Annotated in this window: 2 protein-coding genes; both read left to right on the top strand. The window is 68.7% G+C overall.

The features are described 5' to 3' along the window. Nucleotides 1-18,666, top strand: an 18,666-nt coding sequence (locus ACF1CT_RS37025) for an amino acid adenylation domain-containing protein (protein ID WP_391788434.1), incomplete at its 5' end; no start/stop codon positions are given. 262 nt (nt 18,667-18,928) lie between these two features. Then, the coding region (locus ACF1CT_RS37030; RefSeq protein ID WP_391788433.1) for an amino acid adenylation domain-containing protein at nt 18,929-22,089 on the top strand (3,161 nt) is incomplete at its 3' end.

Raw genomic sequence — 22,089 nt, forward strand, 5'->3', positions numbered from 1 at the left:
GTGTTGCGTGCGGCTGTGCATGGGGGGCGTGATCGTGGTGCGCTGGCCCGGGCGGTTGTGGACCGTGCGGTGTTGCTGGAGAAGGAGTTGGTGGTCGCTCCGGAGTTCTTCACGGATCTGGCCGGGGGGGATGACCGGATCGGGGCGGTTGATATCCGGCTGAAGCGGGGCGTGGACCACAACGAGCTGACGCGGCACCGGTACGAAGTGGTGCTGCACAAGGCACCCAAGGACCCCAAGGCACCCGAGGCATCTGATGCACCCGAGGCATCTGATGCATCCGAGGCGTCTGATGCATCCGAGGTGTTGGCGGGGGTTGTGGATGTGGCCGGGGCCCGGCAGGAGGCCTGGGCGCCGGGTATGGATGTGGTGGGGTTGTTCGCGGGTGTGGATGTTTCGGTGCGTGTGACGGGGATTCCGAATGCGCGGCTGGTGGGGGAGGTGGCTGCGGAGCGGGCGCTCGACGGGCTGGATGTCGGGGACTTGGGTGTCGGTGTGGACCCGGAGGATCTGGTTGTTCGGGGCCGGGAGCTGGGTCTTCGGGTCGTGACGACCTGGTCGTCCCGTTCCGTGGCACTGTTCGAGGCCGTCGTGCTTCCGGCCGGGATGAGCGACGCCGTCCTGACTGGTGTGTATCTGCCGGCCGTTTCGGGTGGTCCCTGGGTCAACAGTCCGATGGCCGTCCGTGCCATCGGCGCGGTGGTGAAGGCGGCGCGTGAGCGTCTGGCCGACGGTCTTCCGGAGTACATGGTGCCGTCCGCGGTGGTGGTGCTGGACCGGTTGCCGCTCAACCCCAACGGCAAGCTGGACCGCAGGGCGCTTCCGGAACCGGACTACGCGGCGACGGCCGGCGGTTCCGGCCCGCGTACCCCGCAGGAGGAGGTGTTGTGCGGGCTGTTCGCCGAGGTGCTGGGCGTGGACAGGGTCGGGATCGACGACAGCTTCTTCGACCTCGGCGGCCACTCCCTCCTCGCCACCCGCCTCGTCAGCCGGGTACGCAGTGTGCTTCGGGTGGAGCTGCCGATCAAGGATGTGTTCGAGGCTTCGACCGTGGCCGGGCTCGCGGCGCGTCTGGGTGGGACCGAGGAGCAGTCCCGTGCGGCTCTGGTGCAGGCGGTGGTGCGTCCGGACGTGGTGCCGCTGTCGTTCGCCCAGCGCCGCCTGTGGTTCCTGCACAAGCTTGAGGGCCGATCGGCGACGTACAACATACCGTTGGCGTTGCGGCTGACGGGTGGGGTGGATCCCGAGGCGCTGCGTGCCGGGTTGCACGATGTGATCGGTCGGCATGAGTCGTTGCGTACGGTCTTCCCGGAAGCCGAGGGCGAGCCGCACCAAGTGGTGCTGGACCCCCGGAACGTCGAGTTCAGCTGGGAGCGCCGTGCGGTCTCGGATGCCGAACTGCCGGCTGCCCTGGAGGAGGCGGCCCGCTACGGCTTCGACCTGTCCTGCGACATTCCCGTCCGCGCCTGGATGTTCGAGACCGGGCCGGACGACTGTGTCCTGTTGCTCCTGATGCATCACATCGCGGGAGACGGCTGGTCGTTGGGACCGCTGGCGCGTGATGTCTTCACGGCCTATGCGGCACGCACGGAAGGCAGGGCGCCGCAGTGGTCCGCGCTCCCGGTGCAGTACGCCGACTACACGCTGTGGCAGCGTGAACTGCTCGGCGACGACGGAGATGCCAACAGCGTCTACGCTCAGCAGATCGCGTACTGGCGGCAACAGTTGGCCCGTCTGCCGGAGCAGGCGACCTTTCCGGCCGACCGGCCTCGCCCGGCGATGGCCTCGTACGAGGGCGCGCACCTGACGTTCGCGATGGACGCGAAGTTGCACCGGCGGCTCGTGGAGCTGGCCCGGCGCTCGGACGCGACGGTGTTCATGGTGTTGCAGGCCGGTATGGCGGCGTTGCTCACGCGGCTCGGTGGCGGTACGGACATTCCGTTGGGTTCGCCGATTGCCGGGCGGATGGATGATGCGCTCGATGATCTCGTCGGGTTCTTCGTGAACACGCTGGTGCTGCGCACAGACACTTCGGGAGACCCGAGTTTCGAGGAGTTGCTGGGCCGGGTGCGGGAGACGAGCCTGGCGGCGTATGCGCATCAGGATGTGCCGTTCGAGCATCTGGTGGAGCTGCTCAATCCGCAGCGCTCGGCCTCTCATCACCCCCTCTTCCAGGTCATCCTCGGCCTGCAGAACGCGCCGGAGGCGACTTTCGCCCTGCCGGGACTCCAGGTGGATGCCGAGGGCGTGGACCTGGGCATTTCGCGGGTCGACTGCGCGGTGAACGTCATCGAACGCCGTGACGAGGCCGGTTCCCCGGCGGGTATCGACGCGTTGGTCGAGTACGCGACGGAGCTGTTCGATCGTGTGACGGTTGAGGGGTTGTTGGGTCGGTGGGTGCGGTTGTTGGAGCAGGTGGTGGTGGATCCGTCGTTGCGGATCGGGCGGGTGGAGTTGCTGTCGGCGGATGAGCGTGGCCGGTTGTTGGCGGGGTGGAACGATACGGCTGTCGAGGTGCCGGAGGCGTCGCTGTCGGAGCTGTTCGAGGGGCAGGTGCGGCGGGCTCCTGATGCTGTGGCGTTGGTGTGCGGTGCGGATTCTCTGTCGTACGGGGTGCTGAACGCGCGGGCGAACCGGCTGGCGCACTGGCTGATCGGTGAGGGTGTCGGTCCGGAGAGGCTGGTGGCTGTGGAGCTGCCGCGCTCGGTGGACCTGGTGGTGGCGCTGTTGGCGGTGCTGAAGGCCGGCGGGGCCTACGTGCCGGTCGATCCGGAGTATCCGGCGGAGCGACGGGCCTTCATGGTGCGGGACGCACAGCCGCTGCTGGTCCTGGGGGAGCGGGAACTGGGGCAGGATCTGGCCCGATATCCGGACAGCGACCCTCAAGTGGCGAGGGAGCTCGCGACCCCGGCCTATGTGATCTACACCTCCGGATCCACCGGAACGCCCAAGGGAGTGGTGGTGTCCCATGTGGGGATCGCCGGCCTCGCGCAGTCGCTGATCGAGCGACTCAGGGTGGACCCGTCGAGCCGGGTGCTGCAGTTCACCTCGCCCAGCTTCGACGCGGCATTCAGCGACCTGTGCGCGGCGTTTGGCGCAGGCGCCGCGCTGGTCATCCCGGACGGGGGACAACTGTCGAGCGAGACGCTGCGACAGGTTCTGGCCGATCAAGCGGTCACGCATGCGCAGCTTCCGATGTCGGTGCTGCGCGAAATGACCTTGGACGGCGCTGAGTCCACGCTGCCCGATCTGGCGACCGTCGTCATCGGTGGTGAGGTGTGCCCGCCGGAGCTGGCGGCACGCTGGTCGGTGGGACGCCGTGTGATCAATGTCTACGGCCCGACGGAGTCGACGGTATCTGTGTCGATGAGCGACGCACTCACCGACAGCGTGGTGCGGGAGGGCACCGTGCCCGTGGGCCGCCCTCTTGCCAACACCAGAGTGTTTGTGCTGGACGCGGGTCTGCGGCCGGTGCCGGTGGGTGTGACGGGCGAGTTGTACGTGTCGGGTGCGGGCCTCGCGCGTGGTTACGCGGGGCGCCCGGGTCTGACCGCCGAACGCTTCATCGCCTCCCCGTTCGAGCCCGGTGCGCGGATGTACCGGACCGGGGACCTGGCCCGATGGCGGGCCGACGGCCAGCTGGAGTTCGCGGGCCGCGCCGATGAACAGGTCAAGATCCGTGGCTTCCGTGTCGAACCGGGGGAGATCGCGTCGCTGCTCGACGGGGCCGCCGGGGTGAGCCAGACGGCGGTGCTGGTCCGCGAGGACGCGCGAGGCGACCAGCGACTGGTCGCCTACGTGGTGCCGACCGGCCCTGCCACGGTCGAGCCATCCGCGCTCATCGCCCGGCTGCGGGAACAAGTGCCGGACTACATGGTGCCGTCGGCGCTGGTGGTGCTGGATGACCGGCTGCCGTTGACACCGAACGGCAAGCTGGACCGCAGGGCGTTGCCGACGCCGGACTTCGCGGGGACAGCCGACGGCCGTGGTCCGCGGACACCGCAGGAGGAGGTGTTGTGCGGGCTGTTCGCCGAGGTGCTGGGCGTGGACCGGGTCGGGATCGATGACAGCTTCTTCGAACTCGGCGGCCACTCGCTGCTCGCCATGCGTCTGGTCAGCCGCATCCGCAGCGTTCTCGGCGCGGAGCTGTCGATCAAGGGCGTGTTCGAGGTCCCGACGGTGGCCGGTCTGGCGGCAGTTCTGGACGCGGCCGAGGGGAAGTCCCGCGCGGCCCTCGTGCCGACGGCGCGTCCGGATGTGGTGCCCCTGTCGTTCGCGCAGCGCCGCCTGTGGTTCGCCCACCGGATGGAGAGCGGGTCGACGACATACAACATCCCGCTGGCACTCCGTCTGTCGGGAGGACTGGATGCCGAAGCCCTCCGCGCCGCGCTGCTCGATGTGATCGGCCGGCACGAGACATTGCGCACCGTCTTCCCCGAGACCGAGGGCGAGCCGCACCAAGTGGTGCTGGACGCACAGCACGTCGTACTGGGTTGGGAGCGTCGTACGGTCACGGAGGACGAGCTGCCCGCGGCCTTGGACGAGGCGTCGCTCCATGGGTTCGATCTCTCGCGTGACATTCCGGTCCGTGCCTGGCTGTTCGAGGCCGGACCGGACGACTGGACGCTGTTGCTGCTGATGCACCACATCGCCGGCGACGCCTGGTCGATGGGCCCGCTCGCGTCCGACGTGGTGGAGGCGTACACGGCGCGGGTGGAGAACAGGGATCCGCAGTGGTCCGAGCTTCCGGTGCAGTACGCCGACTACACGCTGTGGCAGCGTGAACTGCTGGGGGACGCGTCCGACCCGGACAGTCTCCTCGAAGAGCAAGTCACCTATTGGCGGCAGAAGTTGGAGGACATGCCGGAGCAGGTGACCTTCCCGGCCGACCGGCCTCGCCCGGCAGTGGCTTCACATGAGGGCGCGCATCTGACTTTCGAACTGGACCAGGAGCTGCACCGGCGGCTGGTCGGGCTGGCGCGGCGCTCGAACACGACGGTGTTCATGGTGTTGCAGGCCGGTATGGCGGCGTTGCTCACGCGGCTCGGTGGCGGTACGGACATTCCGTTGGGTTCGCCGATTGCCGGGCGGATGGATGATGCGCTCGATGATCTCGTCGGGTTCTTCGTGAACACGCTGGTGCTGCGCACGGACACTTCGGGAGACCCGAGTTTCGAGGAGTTGCTGGGCCGGGTGCGGGAGACGAGCCTGGCGGCGTATGCGCATCAGGATGTGCCGTTCGAGCATCTGGTGGAGCTGCTCAATCCGCAGCGCTCGGCCTCTCATCACCCCCTCTTCCAGGTCATCCTCGGCCTGCAGAACGCGCCGGAGGCGTCCTTCGCCCTGCCAGGCCTCCACGTGGAGCTCGAAGGCGTCGAGCTGCGAGTGTCGAAGGCGGACCTTGAGCTGAGCGTGATTGAGCACCGTGATCAGGATGGGGAACCCGCCGGGGTGGGAACCATCGTCGCCTACTCCACCGAGTTGTTCGATCGTGTGACGGTTGAGGGGTTGTTGGGTCGGTGGGTGCGGTTGTTGGAGCAGGTGGTGGTGGATCCGTCGTTGCGGATCGGGCGGGTGGAGTTGCTGTCGGCGGATGAGCGTGGCCGGTTGTTGGCGGGGTGGAACGATACGGCTGTCGAGGTGCCCGAGGCGTCGCTGTCGGAGCTGTTCGAGCGGCAGGTGCGGCGGGCTCCTGATGCCGTGGCGCTGGTGTGCGGTGCGGATTCTCTGTCGTACGGGGTGCTGAACGCGCGGGCGAACCGGCTGGCGCACTGGCTGATCGGTGAGGGTGTCGGTCCGGAGAAGCTGGTGGCTGTGGAGCTGCCACGCTCGGTGGACCTGGTGGTCGCGGTCCTGGCGGTGCTGAAGGCCGGCGGGGCCTACGTGCCGGTCGATCCGGAGTATCCGGCGGAGCGACGGGCCTTCATGCTGGCGGACGCCGCGCCCGTTCTGGTTCTCGACGAGGGGGCTGTGGCACGCGATCTGTCCGCGTTCCCGGACGACGACCCCGGGGCTGATGTCGAGATGGGGCATCCGGCGTACGTCATCTATACCTCCGGTTCCACCGGCACCCCCAAGGGCGTTGTGGTTTCTCACAGTGGTGTGGCGAGCCTGGCGCACGCGCAGGTCGACCGGTTCGCCGTGACGTCCGCCGCCCGGGTGCTGCAGTTCGCGTCGCCGAGTTTCGACGCGGCGCTGTCGGAGATGGTGATGGCCTTCGCTTCCGGTGCCGCGTTGGTGGTGTCCGAGGTGGGTGGGCTGGCGGGTGAGACGCTTGTCGAGGTGTTGGCGGGGCAGGGTGTGACGCATGTGACGTTGCCGCCGTCGGTGCTGGGTGCGTTGCCCGCGGGTGTGGAGTCGGGGCTGCCGGCGTTGGAGACGGTGGTTCTGGCGGGGGAGGCTGCCTCGCCGGGGCTGGTGGCCCGGTGGTCGGCGGACCGTCGTGTGGTCAACGCTTATGGCCCGACGGAGTCGACGGTGTGTGTGTCGATGAGCGGGGCGTTGTCCGGCGAGGATGTGGTGACCATCGGCCGTCCGTTGGTGAACACGCGGGTGTTCGTGCTGGACGAGGCGCTGCGGCCGGTGCCGGTCGGTGTGCCGGGTGAGCTGTATGTGTCGGGTGCGGGTCTGGCGCGCGGATACGTGGGGCGTGCCGGTCTGACGTCGGAGCGGTTTGTCGCTTGTCCGTTCGAGCCGGGTGAGCGGATGTACCGGACGGGTGATCTGGTGCGTTGGCGTGGGGATGGTCGGCTGGAGTATCTGGGCCGTGCTGATGAGCAGGTGAAGGTTCGTGGGTTCCGTATCGAGCCCGGGGAGATCGAGTCCCTGCTCACCGACCGCGACGACGTCCGTCAGGCGGTGGTGGTGGTCCGCGAGGATTCCCCCGGTGATCAGCGACTCGTCGCCTATGTGGTGCCGGACGGCGACGCTCTGGTGGAGCCGTCCGCACTCGGCGCCGACCTGGAAGAACGGCTGCCGCAGTACATGGTGCCGTCAGCGGTGATGGCATTGCACCGGCTGCCGCTCACCCCGAACGGCAAGCTGGACCGTACGGCCCTTCCGGTGCCGGACTACGCGGCCACGGCCGGTGGCCGTGGGCCACGCAACGCGCAGGAAGAGATCCTGTGTGCGCTGTTCGCCGAGGTGCTGGGCCTGCAGAGGGTCGGAATCGACGACAACTTCTTCGATCTGGGCGGTCATTCACTGCTCGCCACCCGTCTCGTCAACCGTGTCCGCACCGAGATGGGTGTGGACATCCCCTTCTACATCATGTTCGAGTCGCCGTCGGTGGCCGGGCTTGTGGAGTCGCTGGGTCTGGGCGGGTCGACGCGTGTGCCCCTGGCGCCGATGCCGCGCCCGGATGTGGTGCCGTTGTCCTACGCACAGCGCCGACTGTGGTTCCTGCACAAGCTTGAGGGCCCCTCGGCGACGTACAACATGCCGCTCCCGCTGCGACTGAAGGGTGTCGTGGATCAAGAGGCGCTGCGTGCCGCGCTGCACGATGTGATCGGTCGGCACGAGCCACTGCGGACCGTCTTCCCCGAAATCGACGGCGAACCGCACCAGTTGGTACGCGACGCGAGCGACACCGGTTTCCGCTGGGAGCACCGCTCGGTCTCGGAGGCGGAGCTTCCGTCGGCGTTGGAGGAAGCCGCCCGCTACGGTTTCGATCTGGCCTCCGAAGCGCCCTTCTGCGCCTGGCTGTTCGAGACCGGTCCCGATGACTGCGTGCTGCTGTTGCTGCTGCATCACATCACGGGAGACGGCTGGTCACTGGGCGCGCTCGCGCGTGATGTGGTTGAGGCGTACGGGGAACGCAAGCAGGGCAACGCCCCGCAGTGGGCGGACCTCCCGGTGCAGTATGCCGACTACACGCTGTGGCAGCGCGAACTCCTCGGCGGCGAGGACGACCCGGAGAGCCTGTACTCCCAGCAAGTTTCCTACTGGCGCGAGACGCTGGCCGGGTTGCCGGAACAGATTGTCCTGCCCGCCGACCGGTCCCGCCCCGCGCATGCCTCGTACACGGGATCGGCCGTGCATTTCGAGCTCGACGCGAAGCTGCACCAGCGGCTGGCGGAGCTGGCCCGCGCATCGGGTGGCACGGTATTCATGGCCGTCCAGGCCTCGATGGCGGCGTTGCTCACGCGGCTCGGTGCCGGTACGGACATTCCGTTGGGTTCGCCGATCGCCGGGCGCCGGGACGACGCGCTCGATGACCTCGTCGGGCTGTTCGTGAACACGCTGGTGCTGCGCACGGACACTTCGGGAGACCCGAGTTTCGAGGAGTTGCTGGGCCGGGTGCGCGAGACGAGCCTGGCAGCGTACGAGCATCAGGACGTGCCGTTCGAGCATCTGGTGGAGCTGCTCAATCCGCAGCGCTCGGCCTCTCACCATCCTCTCTTCCAGGTGATGGTGGTCCTCTCGGACAACCCCGTCGCCGAGTTCGACCTCCCCGGTCTCGACGTCAGCGGCGAGGCCGTGGACATGGAGAGCGCCAAGGTCGACCTCTCGATGAATGTGATGGAGCGTCATGACGTCTCCGGCGCACCCGTCGGCATCGTGGGATCGCTGAAATACTCCACCGAGCTGTTCGACCGTGTGACGGTTGAGGGGTTGTTGGGTCGGTGGGCGCGGTTGTTGGAGCAGGTGGTGGTGGATCCGTCGTTGCGGATCGGGCGGGTGGAGTTGCTGTCGGCGGATGAGCGTGGCCGGTTGTTGACGGGGTGGAACGATACGGCTGTCGAGGTGCCCGAGGCGTCGCTGTCGGAGCTGTTCGAGCGGCAGGTGCGGCGGGCTCCTGATGCCGTGGCGCTGGTGTGCGGTGCGGATTCTCTGTCGTACGGGGTGCTGAACGCGCGGGCGAACCGGCTGGCGCACTGGCTGATCGGTGAGGGGGTCGGTCCGGAGAAGCTGGTGGCTGTGGAGCTGCCGCGCTCGGTGGACCTGGTGGTGGCGCTGTTGGCGGTGCTGAAGGCCGGCGGGGCCTACGTGCCGGTCGACCCGGAGTATCCGGCGGAGCGGCGTGCCTTCATGCTTGCGGACGCCGCGCCCGTTCTGGTTCTCGACGAGGGGGCTGTGGCACGCGATCTGTCCGCGTTCCCGGACGACGACCCCGAGACTGATGTCGAGATGGGGCATCCGGCGTACGTCATCTATACCTCCGGGTCCACCGGCACCCCCAAGGGCGTCATGGTGGAACACCGCGCCGTCGCCAACTACCTCAACTGGTCCACCCACCACTATCCGGCGGCCCGCGGCGCCACTCTCGTACCGACGTCGATCGCATTCGACCTGACCGTCACCGGCCTGTTCACCACACTGACCGTCGGCGGTCGTGTCTACCTGTCCGCGTTGGACGACCTCGCGGGCCGCGACAACACCGTCCCCGTGGCATTCCTGAAGGCCACACCGTCGCATCTGCCCATGCTGGACGACCTGCCGAAGCAGTGGTCGCCGGGCGAGATGCTGGTTCTCGGCGGAGAGGCGCTGTCCGGCGAGGTTCTCGCGCGGTGGCGCAAGGAGCACCGACGGGTCACGGTCGTCAACGCCTACGGGCCGACCGAGACGACGGTCAACTGCACCGAATACCGCATCGGCCCGAAGGAGAAGCTGCCCGAGGGGCCGGTGCCCATTGGCCGCCCGTTCTGGAACACGCGCGCCTATGTCCTCGACGAACAGTTGCAACCGGTGCCGACGGGAGTGGTGGGCGAGCTCTACATCGCCGGCGTCCAACTGGCCCGCGGCTATGTGGGACAGCCGGGCCCGACGGCAGTGCGCTTCCTGGCCTGCCCCTTCGAACCCGGTGCACGGATGTACCGGACCGGCGACCTGGCGCGTCGGCGTCCGGACGGGAACCTGGAATTCGCCGGCCGGGCCGATGAACAGCTGAAGATCCGCGGGTTCCGTATCGACCCGGGCGAGATCTCGGCGGCGCTGCAGGATCACCCGGACGTACGGCAGGCCGTCGTCACGGCCCGCGAGACCGACCGGGGTGACACCCAGCTCGTCGGCTACGTCGTACCGACCAGGCAGGTGCCCCCGACCACAGGCGGGAACTCCGCCGACCACCTCGGATGCGATGCCGCCGCCCTGCGGGCGCACCTGGCACAGCGGCTGCCGGAGTACATGGTTCCGGCAGCGGTGGTGGCCCTCGACGTGATCCCGCTGACACCCAACGGCAAGCTGGACCGGCGGGCCCTGCCCGCACCGGACTTCGGCGCCCTCAGCAGTGGCCGGGCCCCGCGCACGCCGCAGGAGGAGATGCTGTGCGGGCTGTTCGCGGATGTACTCGGGGTGGAGCGGGTGAGTATCGACGACAGCTTCTTCGAACTGGGCGGACACTCCCTGCTCGCGACACGACTGGTCAGCCGGATTCGCGGGGTACTCGGGCTCGAAGTGGCGATCGCCGCGGTGTTCGAGGCCCCGACCGTCGCAGGCCTGGCCGCTGTACTTCGGACCGGGAGCCGGGCCCGTTCGGCGCTTGCGCCCATGCCCCGCCCGGACGCGGTGCCGCTGTCCTTCGCACAGCGCCGGCTGTGGTTCCTGCACCAACTGGAAGGACCGTCGGCCGCCTACAACTGGCCCTTCGCCGTGCGGCTGTCCGGTGCGGTGGACCGGACGGCTCTGCAGGCGGCGTTGCACGACCTGGTGGAACGGCACGAGTCGTTGCGGACGGTCTTCGACGAGGTGGACGGCGAACCGCGGCAGACGGTACTCGACCTCACCGGGGCGGGGCTGCCCCTGAATGTCGAAGAGGTGGCGCCGGCACGGCTGCACCAGGCCGTGCAGGAGGCAGTCGGCCATCGGTTCGACCTCAACACCCAACCCCCGGTCCGGGCCTGGTTGTTCGTCCCGAAGACAGGGCACGACCGGCAGGAATCGGCCGCCGTTCCCGGGCCGGTCCTTGTGCTTCTGACACACCACATCGTCGCCGACGGCGCCTCGCGGGCGCCCCTGATGCGTGACCTCGCCGCGGCGTACGAGGCCCGGCTCACGGGCTCCGCCCCCGACTGGCGGCCACTCCCCGTCCAGTACGTGGACTACGCGATCTGGCAGCAGGAACTCCTGGGCCGTACCGACGACCCGGACAGCATGGTCTCGCGGCAGCTCGCGTACTGGAGGAACGCGCTGGACGGAATCCCGTCCCAGCTCGACCTGCCCACGGACCGCCCACGGCCCTCGATCGCCAGCTACCGCGGCGACTTCCTGCCCTTCACCCTGGACGCCGAGCTGCACGCCGGACTGCGCAAGGTCGCCGCGGGCTCCCAGTCGACCCTGTTCATGGTGTTGCAGTCGGCCTTCGCCGCCCTGCTCACCCGGCTCGGCGCCGGCCACGACATCCCCCTCGGCGTGCCGATCGCAGGCCGCACGGACGAGGCGCTCTCCGACCTCGTGGGGTTCTTCGTCAACACCCTTGTACTCCGCACGGACACCAGCGACAACCCGCCGTTCGAGCAGCTCCTCGGGCGCGTCAGGGACGGCGCGCTGACCGCGTACGCCCACCAGGATCTGCCCTTCGAATACCTCGTCGAGGCACTCAACCCCGTCCGGTCGCTGGCGAGCAACGCGCTGTTCCAGGTGATGTTCGCGCTCCAGAACATGGATACGGCGACGCTGCGCATGCAGGACATCGAGGCGACGCCCTACCCCCTGGACAGCGAGAGCGCCAAGTTCGACCTCTTTCTGAGCCTGACCGAGGAACAGACCGACGAGGGTGCGGCCGCCGGGCTGAGCGGCATGCTGGAGTACGCCGCCGAGCTGTTCGACCGCGCCACGGTGGAGAAGATCGCCGAACGGTACGCACGTTTCCTTCGCGCGGTGGTCCGCGACCCGGCGGTCCGCATCGCCGACATCGAGATGCTGTCCACCGACGAACAGGCCGAAATCCTGGTGGCACGCAACGGCGTCACGACCCCGCCACCGGCCGAGTGGCCGCATCAGAAATTCGAGCGGCAGGCGGCCCTGACCCCCGAAGCGCTCGCCGTGCGCGCCGGGGACGAGGAGACGGACTACGGTCGGCTGAACCGGCGCGCGAACCAGTTGGCACGACTGCTCCTCGACAGCGGCATCGGCCAGGAGCGCGTGGTGGCGTTGGCGCTGCCCCGGTCCGTGGACATGGTCGTCGCGATGCTGGCCGTACTGAAGGCCGGCGCGACCTACCTGCCGTTGGACCCCACACACCCCGCCGACCGGCTGGCCTACCTCCTCGGGGACGCCGCACCCGCCGCGCTGATCACCACCGAGGCCATCCGCACGGGCCTGCCGGACCCGCTGCCGGCACTGACCGTCCAGCTCGGCGACACCGGGACGGAGCACCGGCTGAGCGCCTTCGAGACGGACGATGTCACGGACGCCGACCGTCGGGCGCCGATCCACCCGGACCACGCCGCGTACGTCATCTACACCTCGGGGTCGACCGGCTACCCCAAGGGCGTGGTGATCTCCTACACGAGCATGGGCCACTTCCTCGACGCCATCGTCGCCCGCGTCCCCCTGACGCCGGACGATCACATGGTGGCCGCGACCACCCTCACCTTCGACATCGCTGCCGTCGAGATCTACGTGCCGCTCCTCACCGGCGCCGCCGTGGAGATCGCCACGGCGCAGGTCGGCAAGGACCCGGTCGCCCTGCACCGGCTGATCGCCGATCGCGGTGCGACGGTCTTCCAGGCCACGCCCTCGATGTACCGCTCGATCCTGGCGCACGACCCCGAGGCACTGGCGGGCGTGCGGCTGCTGGTCGGCGGCGAGGCCCTGCCCGCCACCCTGGCGGAAGCGCTGCACGCGCGGGGCGACCGCGCGGTCAACCTCTACGGGCCGACCGAGGCCACGGTATGGATCACCGCGAGCGACGTGACCGGGGACGGGGGGACGCCGCCGATCGGCCTGCCGCTGCGGAACGTCCAGGTGTACGTGCTGGACGCCGGGTTGCGCCTGCAGCCGGAAGGCGTCGTCGGCGAGCTCCACGTGGCCGGACCGTTCTTGGGCCGTGGATACCTCAACCGTCGTGCGCTCACGGCCGAACGCTTCGTGGCGAACCCCTTCGGCGCGCCGGGCGCCCGGATGTACCGCACCGGTGATCTCGTCAAATGGCGGTCCGAAGGCGGCCTGGAATTTGTCGGCAGGGTCGACGACCAGACCAAGGTGCGCGGATTCCGCATCGAACTCGGAGAGATCGACGCCGCGCTCTCCCGGCAGGAGGGCGTCGCCGAGGCCACCGTGGTGGTACGCGAGGACAACGGCACCCCGCAGCTCGTCGGGTATGTCGTTCCCGACCGGGACAGCGACCGGGCGGCGGGCCGCGCCCGGGCCGAGGACGGCCGGCAGATCGCGTCCTGGCGGGACGTCTACGAGTCGGTGTACCGGGAACAAGCGGCCGACGGCGGATTCTGGGAGGACTTCGGGATCTGGAGGAGCAGCTACGACGGCTCTCCGATTCCGCTCACCGAAATGCATGAGTGGCGTTCCGCGGCCGTCGCTGAGATCCTGCGACTCCAACCGGAAAACGTGCTCGAACTGGGGGTCGGCAACGGCCTGATCCTCTCCCAAGTGGCGCCGCACTGCGCCGCCTACTGGGGCACCGACTTCTCGGCATCGGCCATCGAGAGCCTGCGCGCGAGGACATCGGCGCGGGAGGAACTGGCAGGGCAGGTCGTACTCCGTGCCCAGCCCGCCGACGACATCACGGGCCTGCCCGAGGACTTCTTCGACACCATCGTCATCAACTCCGTCGTCCAGTACTTCCCGCACGCCGACTACCTTCTCGACGTCATCCGCAACAGCCTGGACCTGCTGACCCCCGGCGGTTCCCTCTTCCTCGGGGACATCCGCAACCTGCGGCTCCTGCGTCACCTCCAGGCGGGCGTCGTATCGCACCGCCCGGCGGACGAACCGGACAGGGACCCGGAAACGGCACGCGCGCTCATGGAACAGAAGGTCAGGGACGAGGAGGAACTGCTCCTCGCCCCGGACTTCTTCGTGCGGCTGGGCGAGACCCTGGAAGACATCGGCGGCATCGATGTCCGACTCAAGCGCGCCACCCACGCCAATGAGCTCTCCCGGTACCGCTACGACGTGGTCATCCGCAAGTCCCCGGCCGACGTGACGACGACGGACGGCCTGCCGGAGTTCACCTGGGACGCGGTCGGCGCCGACGTCGAAGGAATCGCGGCCGCGCTGCGCGCCAACCCGTCCGGGCTGCGCCTCGCCGAGGTGCCCAACGCCCGGCTGCTCGCCGACCACGCCGCGCTGCGGGCCGTCGAAGCGGGAACCGGCGGGAGCGCGGAGACCTGGACCGACCCCGGCCTGGACCCGGAGACGGTATACGGGATCGCCTCCGCGCAGGGCCTTGACGCCGTGGCGACATGGTCGCACTCCGGCCGGGACGACTGCTTCGACGCGGTCTTCCTGCCCGCCGGCAGCACCGCGGCGGTGGCCGCCTACCGGACCTCCGGGCTCACCTCCCGGTCCGCCGCGGCCTACGCCAACAGCCCCGCCGCATCCCGTCGCGCCCGCGACCTGAACCGTGAGCTGCGCTCAGGGCTGCGCACATGGCTGCCCGAATACATGGTTCCCTCCGCGTTCGTCGTACTCGACCGGCTGCCGCTCTCACCGATCGGCAAGCTCGACCGCAAGGCGCTGCCCGCACCCGACTACGGGGCGCTCAGCGAGGGCCGCGAGCCGCGGACCCCGCAGGAAGCCGAGCTGTGCGACCTGTTCGCCGAGGTGCTCGGCCTGGATCGGGTCGGGATCGACGACAGCTTCTTCGATCTGGGCGGCCACTCGCTGCTCGCCACCCGCCTCGTCAGCCGCATCCGCGGCGAGTTCGGGGTGGAAGTCCCCATCGGCACCGTCTTCGATGACCCGACCGTGGCCGGGCTCGCCCAGCGACTGGCCGACGGCGGACGGGCGCGGGCAGCACTGGTGCCGATGGCGCGGCCCGAGGCCGTGCCGCTGTCGTTCGCGCAGCGCCGGCTGTGGTTCCTGCACAAGCTGGAGGGCCCCTCGGCCACCTACAACATGCCCCTGGCGCTGCGGCTGACCGGCAGGGTGGACCAGGCCGCGCTGCACGCCGCTCTGCTGGATGTGGTCGGTCGGCACGAATCGCTGCGCACGGTGTTTCCCGAAGTGAACGGCGAGCCGCACCAGTTGGTTCTGGACGCAGAACGCGCCGGGATCCAGTGGGAGACCCGTACGGTCGACGCGACAGAACTGCCGACAGCCGTGGCCGCCGCCGCGCGGCACGGATTCGACCTCGCCACCGAGGCGCCGGTACGCGCCTGGCTCTTCGAGACCGGGAACGGTCAGGACGGGGAGAACCACGAAAGTCACGAATGCGTTCTCCTGGTCCTGCTGCACCACATCGCCTGCGACGGGTGGTCGCTGACGCCGCTGGCCAAGGACCTGGTCACGGCCTACACCGCCCGGAAGGAGGGCGAAGCCCCGAAGCTGTCGGAACTCCCGGTGCAGTACGCCGACTTCACCCTGTGGCAGCGCGCTGTGCTCGGCGACGAGGACGATCCGGACAGCCCCATCGCCCAGCAGGTCGCGTTCTGGCGGCGGATGCTGGCCGACGCGCCGGAGGAGCTGGCGCTGCCCACGTCCCGGCCCCGCCCCGACCGGCCCGGCTACCGGGGAGAGACCGTGGGCTTCGAACTGCCCGCATCGGTGCACCGCGGGCTGGTCGACCTGGCCGCCGAATCAGGGACCAGCGTCTTCATGACGCTCCATGCCACCATGGCCGTGCTGCTGTCCCGGCTCGGAGCGGGCGACGACATCGTTCTCGGCGTCCCGATCGCCGGTCGCACCGACGAGGCTCTCGACGACCTGATCGGATTCTTCGTCAACACCCTCGTTCTGCGTACCGATCTGTCCGGGAACCCCACCTTCACGGAACTCCTCGGCCGGGTGCGCCAGACCGACCTTGCCGTCTACGCCCACCAGGACCTGCCGTTCGAGCGGCTTGTCGAGATCATCAACCCGGAACGTTCGGCATCCCGCCACCCGCTGTTCCAGGTGATGATGTCCCTGGGCAACACCGACCCGGTGGATCTGACACTGCCCGGCCTCGATGTCCGCTTCGGCGAGGTCGGCACCGGAGCCGCCAAGTTCGACCTCGACTTCACCTTCGGCGAGCGCTTCACCGACGACGGCTCTCCGGCGGGAATGTCCGGCGCGCTGCGCTACGCCATCGACCTGTTCGACCATGACGCCGCGGAAGCCGTGGTGGCCCGGCTGGCGAGGGTGGCCGAGGCATTGGTCACCGACCCACGGCGGCCCGTCGGCGAGGTCGATGTCATGACCGATGCCGAACGGCACACGGTGCTGTTCGAGTGGAACGACACCGATCAGGCAGTCCCGGAGGGCACCCTCGTGGAGCTCATCGAGGCCCAGGCGGCCGCCACTCCGGACGCGGTGGCGGTCGATGCCGAAGGAGTGCGGCTCACTCACCGGCAGCTCAACGCGCGGGCCAACCAGCTCGCCAGGCACCTGGCAGGAAAGGGCGTCGGCCCGGAGCGGTTCGTCGGCCTCGCCGTCCCGGAATCGGCCGACACACTGATCGCGGTCCTCGCGACCCTCAAGGCCGGAGCCGCCTGTCTGCCCCTCGATCCGAAGCACCCGGCCGGCCGTCTCGCCCACGTGCTGAACGACACCGGGCCGATGTGCGTGCTCACCACGTCCGGGACTCGGCCCCTGCTCCCGGACACCGGCCACGAACCCCTTGTGGTGGACGCCCAGGAGACCGTCTCGACGCTCGCCGGTCTGCCGTCGCACAACCTGACCGACGCCGAGCGCTCAGCTCCTCTGCTGCCCGGGCACCCCGCGTATGTTCTTCACACCTGGGGGCCGACGGGACTGCCGAAGGGCCTGGTGGTCGAGCACCGTTCGGTGGTGAACCGGCTGACCCGGTCGATGCACCGGTACTCGGCCGGGCGCGGTGCGGACGACGCAGCGCTGACGTTCTTGAAGGCGATCGCCTCACAACCGCCGCTGCTGGAGGAGCCGACCGAGGAGTGGCCCCCCTCCGGCCCCGTGCCGGCCGGCCGGCCGTTCCGGAACGTGCGTGCCTACGTCCTCGATCCCGGGCTGCGTCCGGTGCCCCCGGGCGTGGCCGGTGAACTCTACGTGTCCGGCGTGCAGGTCGCCCGTGGCTACCTGGGCCGCCCGGGGCTCACTGCCGGGCAGTTTGTGGCGTGCCCGTTCGAACAGGGTGCGCGGATGTACCGCACGGGCGACGTGGCGCGGTGGCGTGAGAACGGGCAACTGGAGCTCGCGGGCCGCACGGATGAACAGGTGAAGGTCCGTGGCTTCCGTATCGAGCCCGGCGAAGTCGCGGCGGCCCTGGCATCACATCCGTCGGTACGGCAGGCGGTGGTCGTCGCCCGGGAGGACGGTCCCGCCGGCCGACGGCTGGTCGGTTACGTGGTGCCCGACGAGGGTGCGACGGCTCTCGACACACGGGCCCTGCTGGCCCATGTGGGCGAGCGGCTGCCGGAGTACATGATGCCGTCGGCGGTAGTGGCTCTCGACGAGATCCCGCAGACCTCGAACGGCGAGCCGGACCGCGGGTCCCTGCCCGCCCCCGACAATGCGGGCGCCGTCCAAGGGCGCGCGCCGCGTACGCCGCATGAGGAGGTGTTGTGCCGACTGTTCGCCGAGGCCCTGAGCCTGGAGTGGGTCGGTGTCGATGACAGCTTCTTCGAGCTCGGCGGTCACTCGCTGACGGCGATCCGGCTACTCGTCCGGATCGGCGCGGTGCTCGGGGTGGAACTGCCGCTGCGGGTGCTCTTCGACGCGCCCACCGTGGCGGGCCTGGCCGACCGGCTCGACGCCGGCGGCGCGGAGAGCGCCCTCGACGTCCTGCTTCCGCTGCGCACCGGGGGCACCCGCAACCCGATCTTCTGTATTCACCCCGCAAGCGGACTGGGCTGGAGCTACGCCGGACTTCTCCCGTACCTCGACCAGGACATCCCGGTGTACGCCCTCCAGGCCCGTGGCCTGACGGGCGGAAAGCTTCCGGAATCGGTCGAGGAAGCGGCCCAGGACTATCTGGAACAGATTATCCGGATTCAGCCTGAGGGCCCCTACTACCTTCTCGGCTGGTCCTTCGGCGGAGGTGTCGCCCATGCGATTGCGGCGCTGCTGGAAGAGGACGGGCGAGAGGTGGGGATGCTGACGCTGCTCGACTGTTTCCCGGTAAGTCCCGCCGACCGTCGCGAAGTGGAAGAGGGAATGGCCAAGGCGCGGGTGGCGGACATATACAGGGCCATGCTTGCGCTGTTCGACATCGAGCTGGACGACGAGGGGGCCGAACGGCTCGACCACGAGAGCGTCATGGAGATTCTGCGGACGAAGAACACCGCCATGGCCGGCCTCACGAAGACTGAGGTGAGAGCCTTGTTGGAGGTGACAATGAGCAACGCCCGGCTCGCCCTGGACGCGGCACCCCGCCCCGTGTCCGCCCCGACGGTGATCGTCGCCGCCACCGAGGGAGAGAAGGACCACAAGCTCGAACCCGGAGTGTGGGATCCCTATCTCACCGGTGAAATCCATTTCCAGAAGATAGATTGCCAGCATACGCACATGATGAACCCGGAGCCCCTGCGACAGCTCGGTAATATTGTTTCGGAAAAGCTTCGGCAAGCATTCCTGAAATCCTCCGAATGAGCTGTCCGGGCGGGCCGTTCCACGCAGATATCCATAGAGCTCGAACGGTCCGGTGAATCACGGCGGAGCTATTATCGTTGACCTTGACTGCGTTCCGGTCGACTGATTGACTCGATCGCCCACGGGCCTATTGCGACCCGCACTGCACTTATGAGAAGCGACGGCCGGAAGCTTCTCGAATAATTTCCACGGCCGACCACCGAAAAGCGGATCAGGACGGGTGTCCGAGCAGGTGACACCGTCAAAAAGAGGGAGCGAGAAGTTGGACGCGAAGTCATCGCCCGAAGAGGTACTGTGCGGTCTGTTCGCCGAGGTGCTGGGCGAGCGGCACGTGGGCCCCCACGACGATCTCTTCGAGCTCGGCGGTCACTCGCTGACGGCGATTCGACTGCTCGTCCGGATACGCGCCGCGTTGGGCGTGGAGCTGCTCATCAAGGACGTCTTCGAGTTCCCCACGCCTGCCGCGCTGGCCAAACGGCTGTCCGGGGCCGCCGATACCAGCGCCCGCATCACACTCGTGCCCGCGCGGCGGTCGGACGTGGTGCCACTGTCTTTCGCGCAGCGCCGTCTGTGGTTCCAGCACAAGTTCGAGGGCCGGTCCGCGACGTACAACATGCCGCTGGCCCTCCGGCTGACCGGCACCGTGGACGCCGAGGCGCTGCACGCAGCCCTGCTTGATGTGATCGGCCGACACGAATCGCTGCGTACCGTCTTCCCGGACGTCGACGGCGAGCCACACCAGCTGATCCAGGACCTGGACGAGACCGAATTCGCCTGGGAACAGCGCTCGGTCTCCGAGCCCGACCTTCGGCGCACCCTGCGCGACGCGGCCCGCTACGGATTCGACCTCGCAGCGGAAATCCCGGTCCGTGCCTGGCTGTTCGAGACGGCCCCCGATCAGAGCACCCTGCTGCTGTTGCTCCACCACATCGCGGGCGACGGCTGGTCCATGGCCCCGCTCGCCCGGGACGTGATGGAGGCCTACACCGCACGGGTCGAGCGACGCTCTCCGAAGTGGTCCGAACTTCCCGTGCAATATGCCGACTACACCCTGTGGCAGCGGGACCAACTGGGTGATGCGGATGCCCCGGACAGCGTGTACGCCAAGCAAATAGCCTATTGGCGCAACCAGTTAGCTGATCTGCCCACCGAGGTCACCTTCCCCACCGACCGCTCTCGGCGCACCGTCGCCACGCACGACGGCGCCCGCCTCGACTTCCGCCTCGACGGCCAACTGCATCTGCGCCTGTCGGAACTGGCCCGCCGCTCGCATACCACCTTGTTCATGGTGTTGCAGGCCGGTATGGCGGCGCTGCTCACACGGCTCGGCTCCGGCACCGACATCCCGCTCGGCAGCGGTGTCGCCGGCCGAACCGATGAGGCACTCGACGATCTGGTCGGCCTCTTCGTCAACACCTTCGTGCTGCGCACCGACACCTCCGGAGACCCGAGCTTCGAGGAACTGCTGGGCCGGGTCCGCGAGGCGAGTCTTGCCGCGCACGAGCGTCAGGATGTGCCGTTCGAGCACCTGGTGGAGGTGCTCAACCCACAGCGCTCCACGAGCCACCACCCGCTGTTCCAGGTCGCGATGGTGCTCCAGAACGCGCCATCTGAGGAGTTCCGCCTGCCGAAGCTCCAGGTGCGCAGCGAGTTCCTCAGCACCGAGACCTCGCGTTTCGACATGCTGATCGAGATGTATGAGCGACCCGAGGGCGCCGACGGCGCGACGGTGTTGGATACCGCCGTCGAGTACTCCACCGAGTTGTTCGATCGTGTGACGGTTGAGGGGTTGTTGGGTCGGTGGGTGCGGTTGTTGGAGCAGGTGGTGGTGGATCCGTCGTTGCGGATCGGGCGGGTGGAGTTGCTGTCGGCGGATGAGCGTGGCCGGTTGTTGGCGGGGTGGAACGATACGGCTGTCGAGGTGCCGGAGGCGTCGCTGTCGGAGCTGTTCGAGGGGCAGGTGCGGCGGGCTCCTGATGCTGTGGCGTTGGTGTGTGGTGCGGATTCTCTGTCGTACGGGGTGCTGAACGCGCGGGCGAACCGGCTGGCGCACTGGCTGATCGGTGAGGGGGTCGGTCCGGAGAAGCTGGTGGCTGTGGAGCTGCCGCGCTCGGTGGACCTGGTGGTGGCGCTGTTGGCGGTGCTGAAGGCCGGCGGGGCCTACGTGCCGGTCGACCCGGAGTATCCGGCGGAGCGACGGGCCTTCATGCTGGCGGACGCCGCGCCCGTTCTGGTTCTCGACGAGGGGGCTGTGGCACGCGATCTGTCCGCGTTCCCGGACGACGACCCCGGGGCTGATGTCGAGATGGGGCATCCGGCGTACGTCATCTATACCTCCGGGTCCACCGGCACCCCCAAGGGCGTTGTGGTTTCCCACAGTGGTGTGGCGAGCCTGGCGCATGCGCAGGCCGAACGGCTGGGCGTGCACTGTTCCAGTCGGGTGCTGCAGTTCGCGTCGCCGAGTTTCGACGCGGCCTTCTGGGAGATGGTGATGGCCTTCGCTTCCGGTGCCGCGTTGGTGGTGTCCGAGGTGGGTGGGCTGGCGGGTGAGACGCTTGCCGAGGTGTTGGCGGGGCAGGGTGTGACGCATGTGACGTTGCCGCCGTCGGTGCTGGGTGCGTTGCCTGCGGGTGTGGAGTCGGGGCTGCCGGCGTTGGAGACGGTGGTTCTGGCGGGGGAGGCTGCCTCGCCGGGGTTGGTGGCCCGGTGGTCGGCGGACCGTCGTGTGGTCAACGCTTATGGCCCGACGGAGTCGACGGTGTGTGTGTCGATGAGCGGGGCGTTGTCCGGTGAGGATGTGGTGACCATCGGCCGTCCGTTGGTGAACACGCGGGTGTTCGTGCTGGACGAGGCGCTGCGGCCGGTGCCGGTGGGTGTGCCGGGTGAGCTGTATGTGTCGGGTGCGGGTCTGGCGCGCGGATACGTGGGGCGTGCCGGTCTGACGTCGGAGCGGTTTGTCGCTTGTCCGTTCGTGTTGGGTGAGCGGATGTACCGGACGGGTGATCTGGTGCGTTGGCGTGGGGATTGTCGGCTGGAGTATCTGGGCCGTGCTGATGAGCAGGTGAAGGTTCGTGGGTTCCGTATTGAGCCCGGGGAGATCGAGTCGTTGTTGCTGGCTCAGGCGGGTGTGCGTCAGGCGGCGGTGGTGGCTCGTGAGGATGTGCCGGGTGATCAGCGTTTGGCGGCGTATGTGGTGCCGGATTTGGTGGCGGCTGCGGCGGCGGGTGTGGTTGAGGGTGTGGCTTCTGGTGTGGATGCTCAGGTGGGGGAGTGGCGGGAGATTTATGATTCGGTGTATTCCGGGTCGGGTGTGGGTGGTGGTGTGTTCGGTGAGGATTTTGTGGGGTGGGACAGTTCGTATACGGGTGAGCCGATTCCGTCTGGGGTGATGCGGGAGTGGCGTGATGCGGTTGTGGGGCGGGT

The sequence above is a fragment of the Streptomyces sp. NPDC014734 genome (assembly GCF_043083325.1).
In the GTDB taxonomy this organism is placed as follows: Bacteria; Actinomycetota; Actinomycetes; order Streptomycetales; family Streptomycetaceae; genus Streptomyces.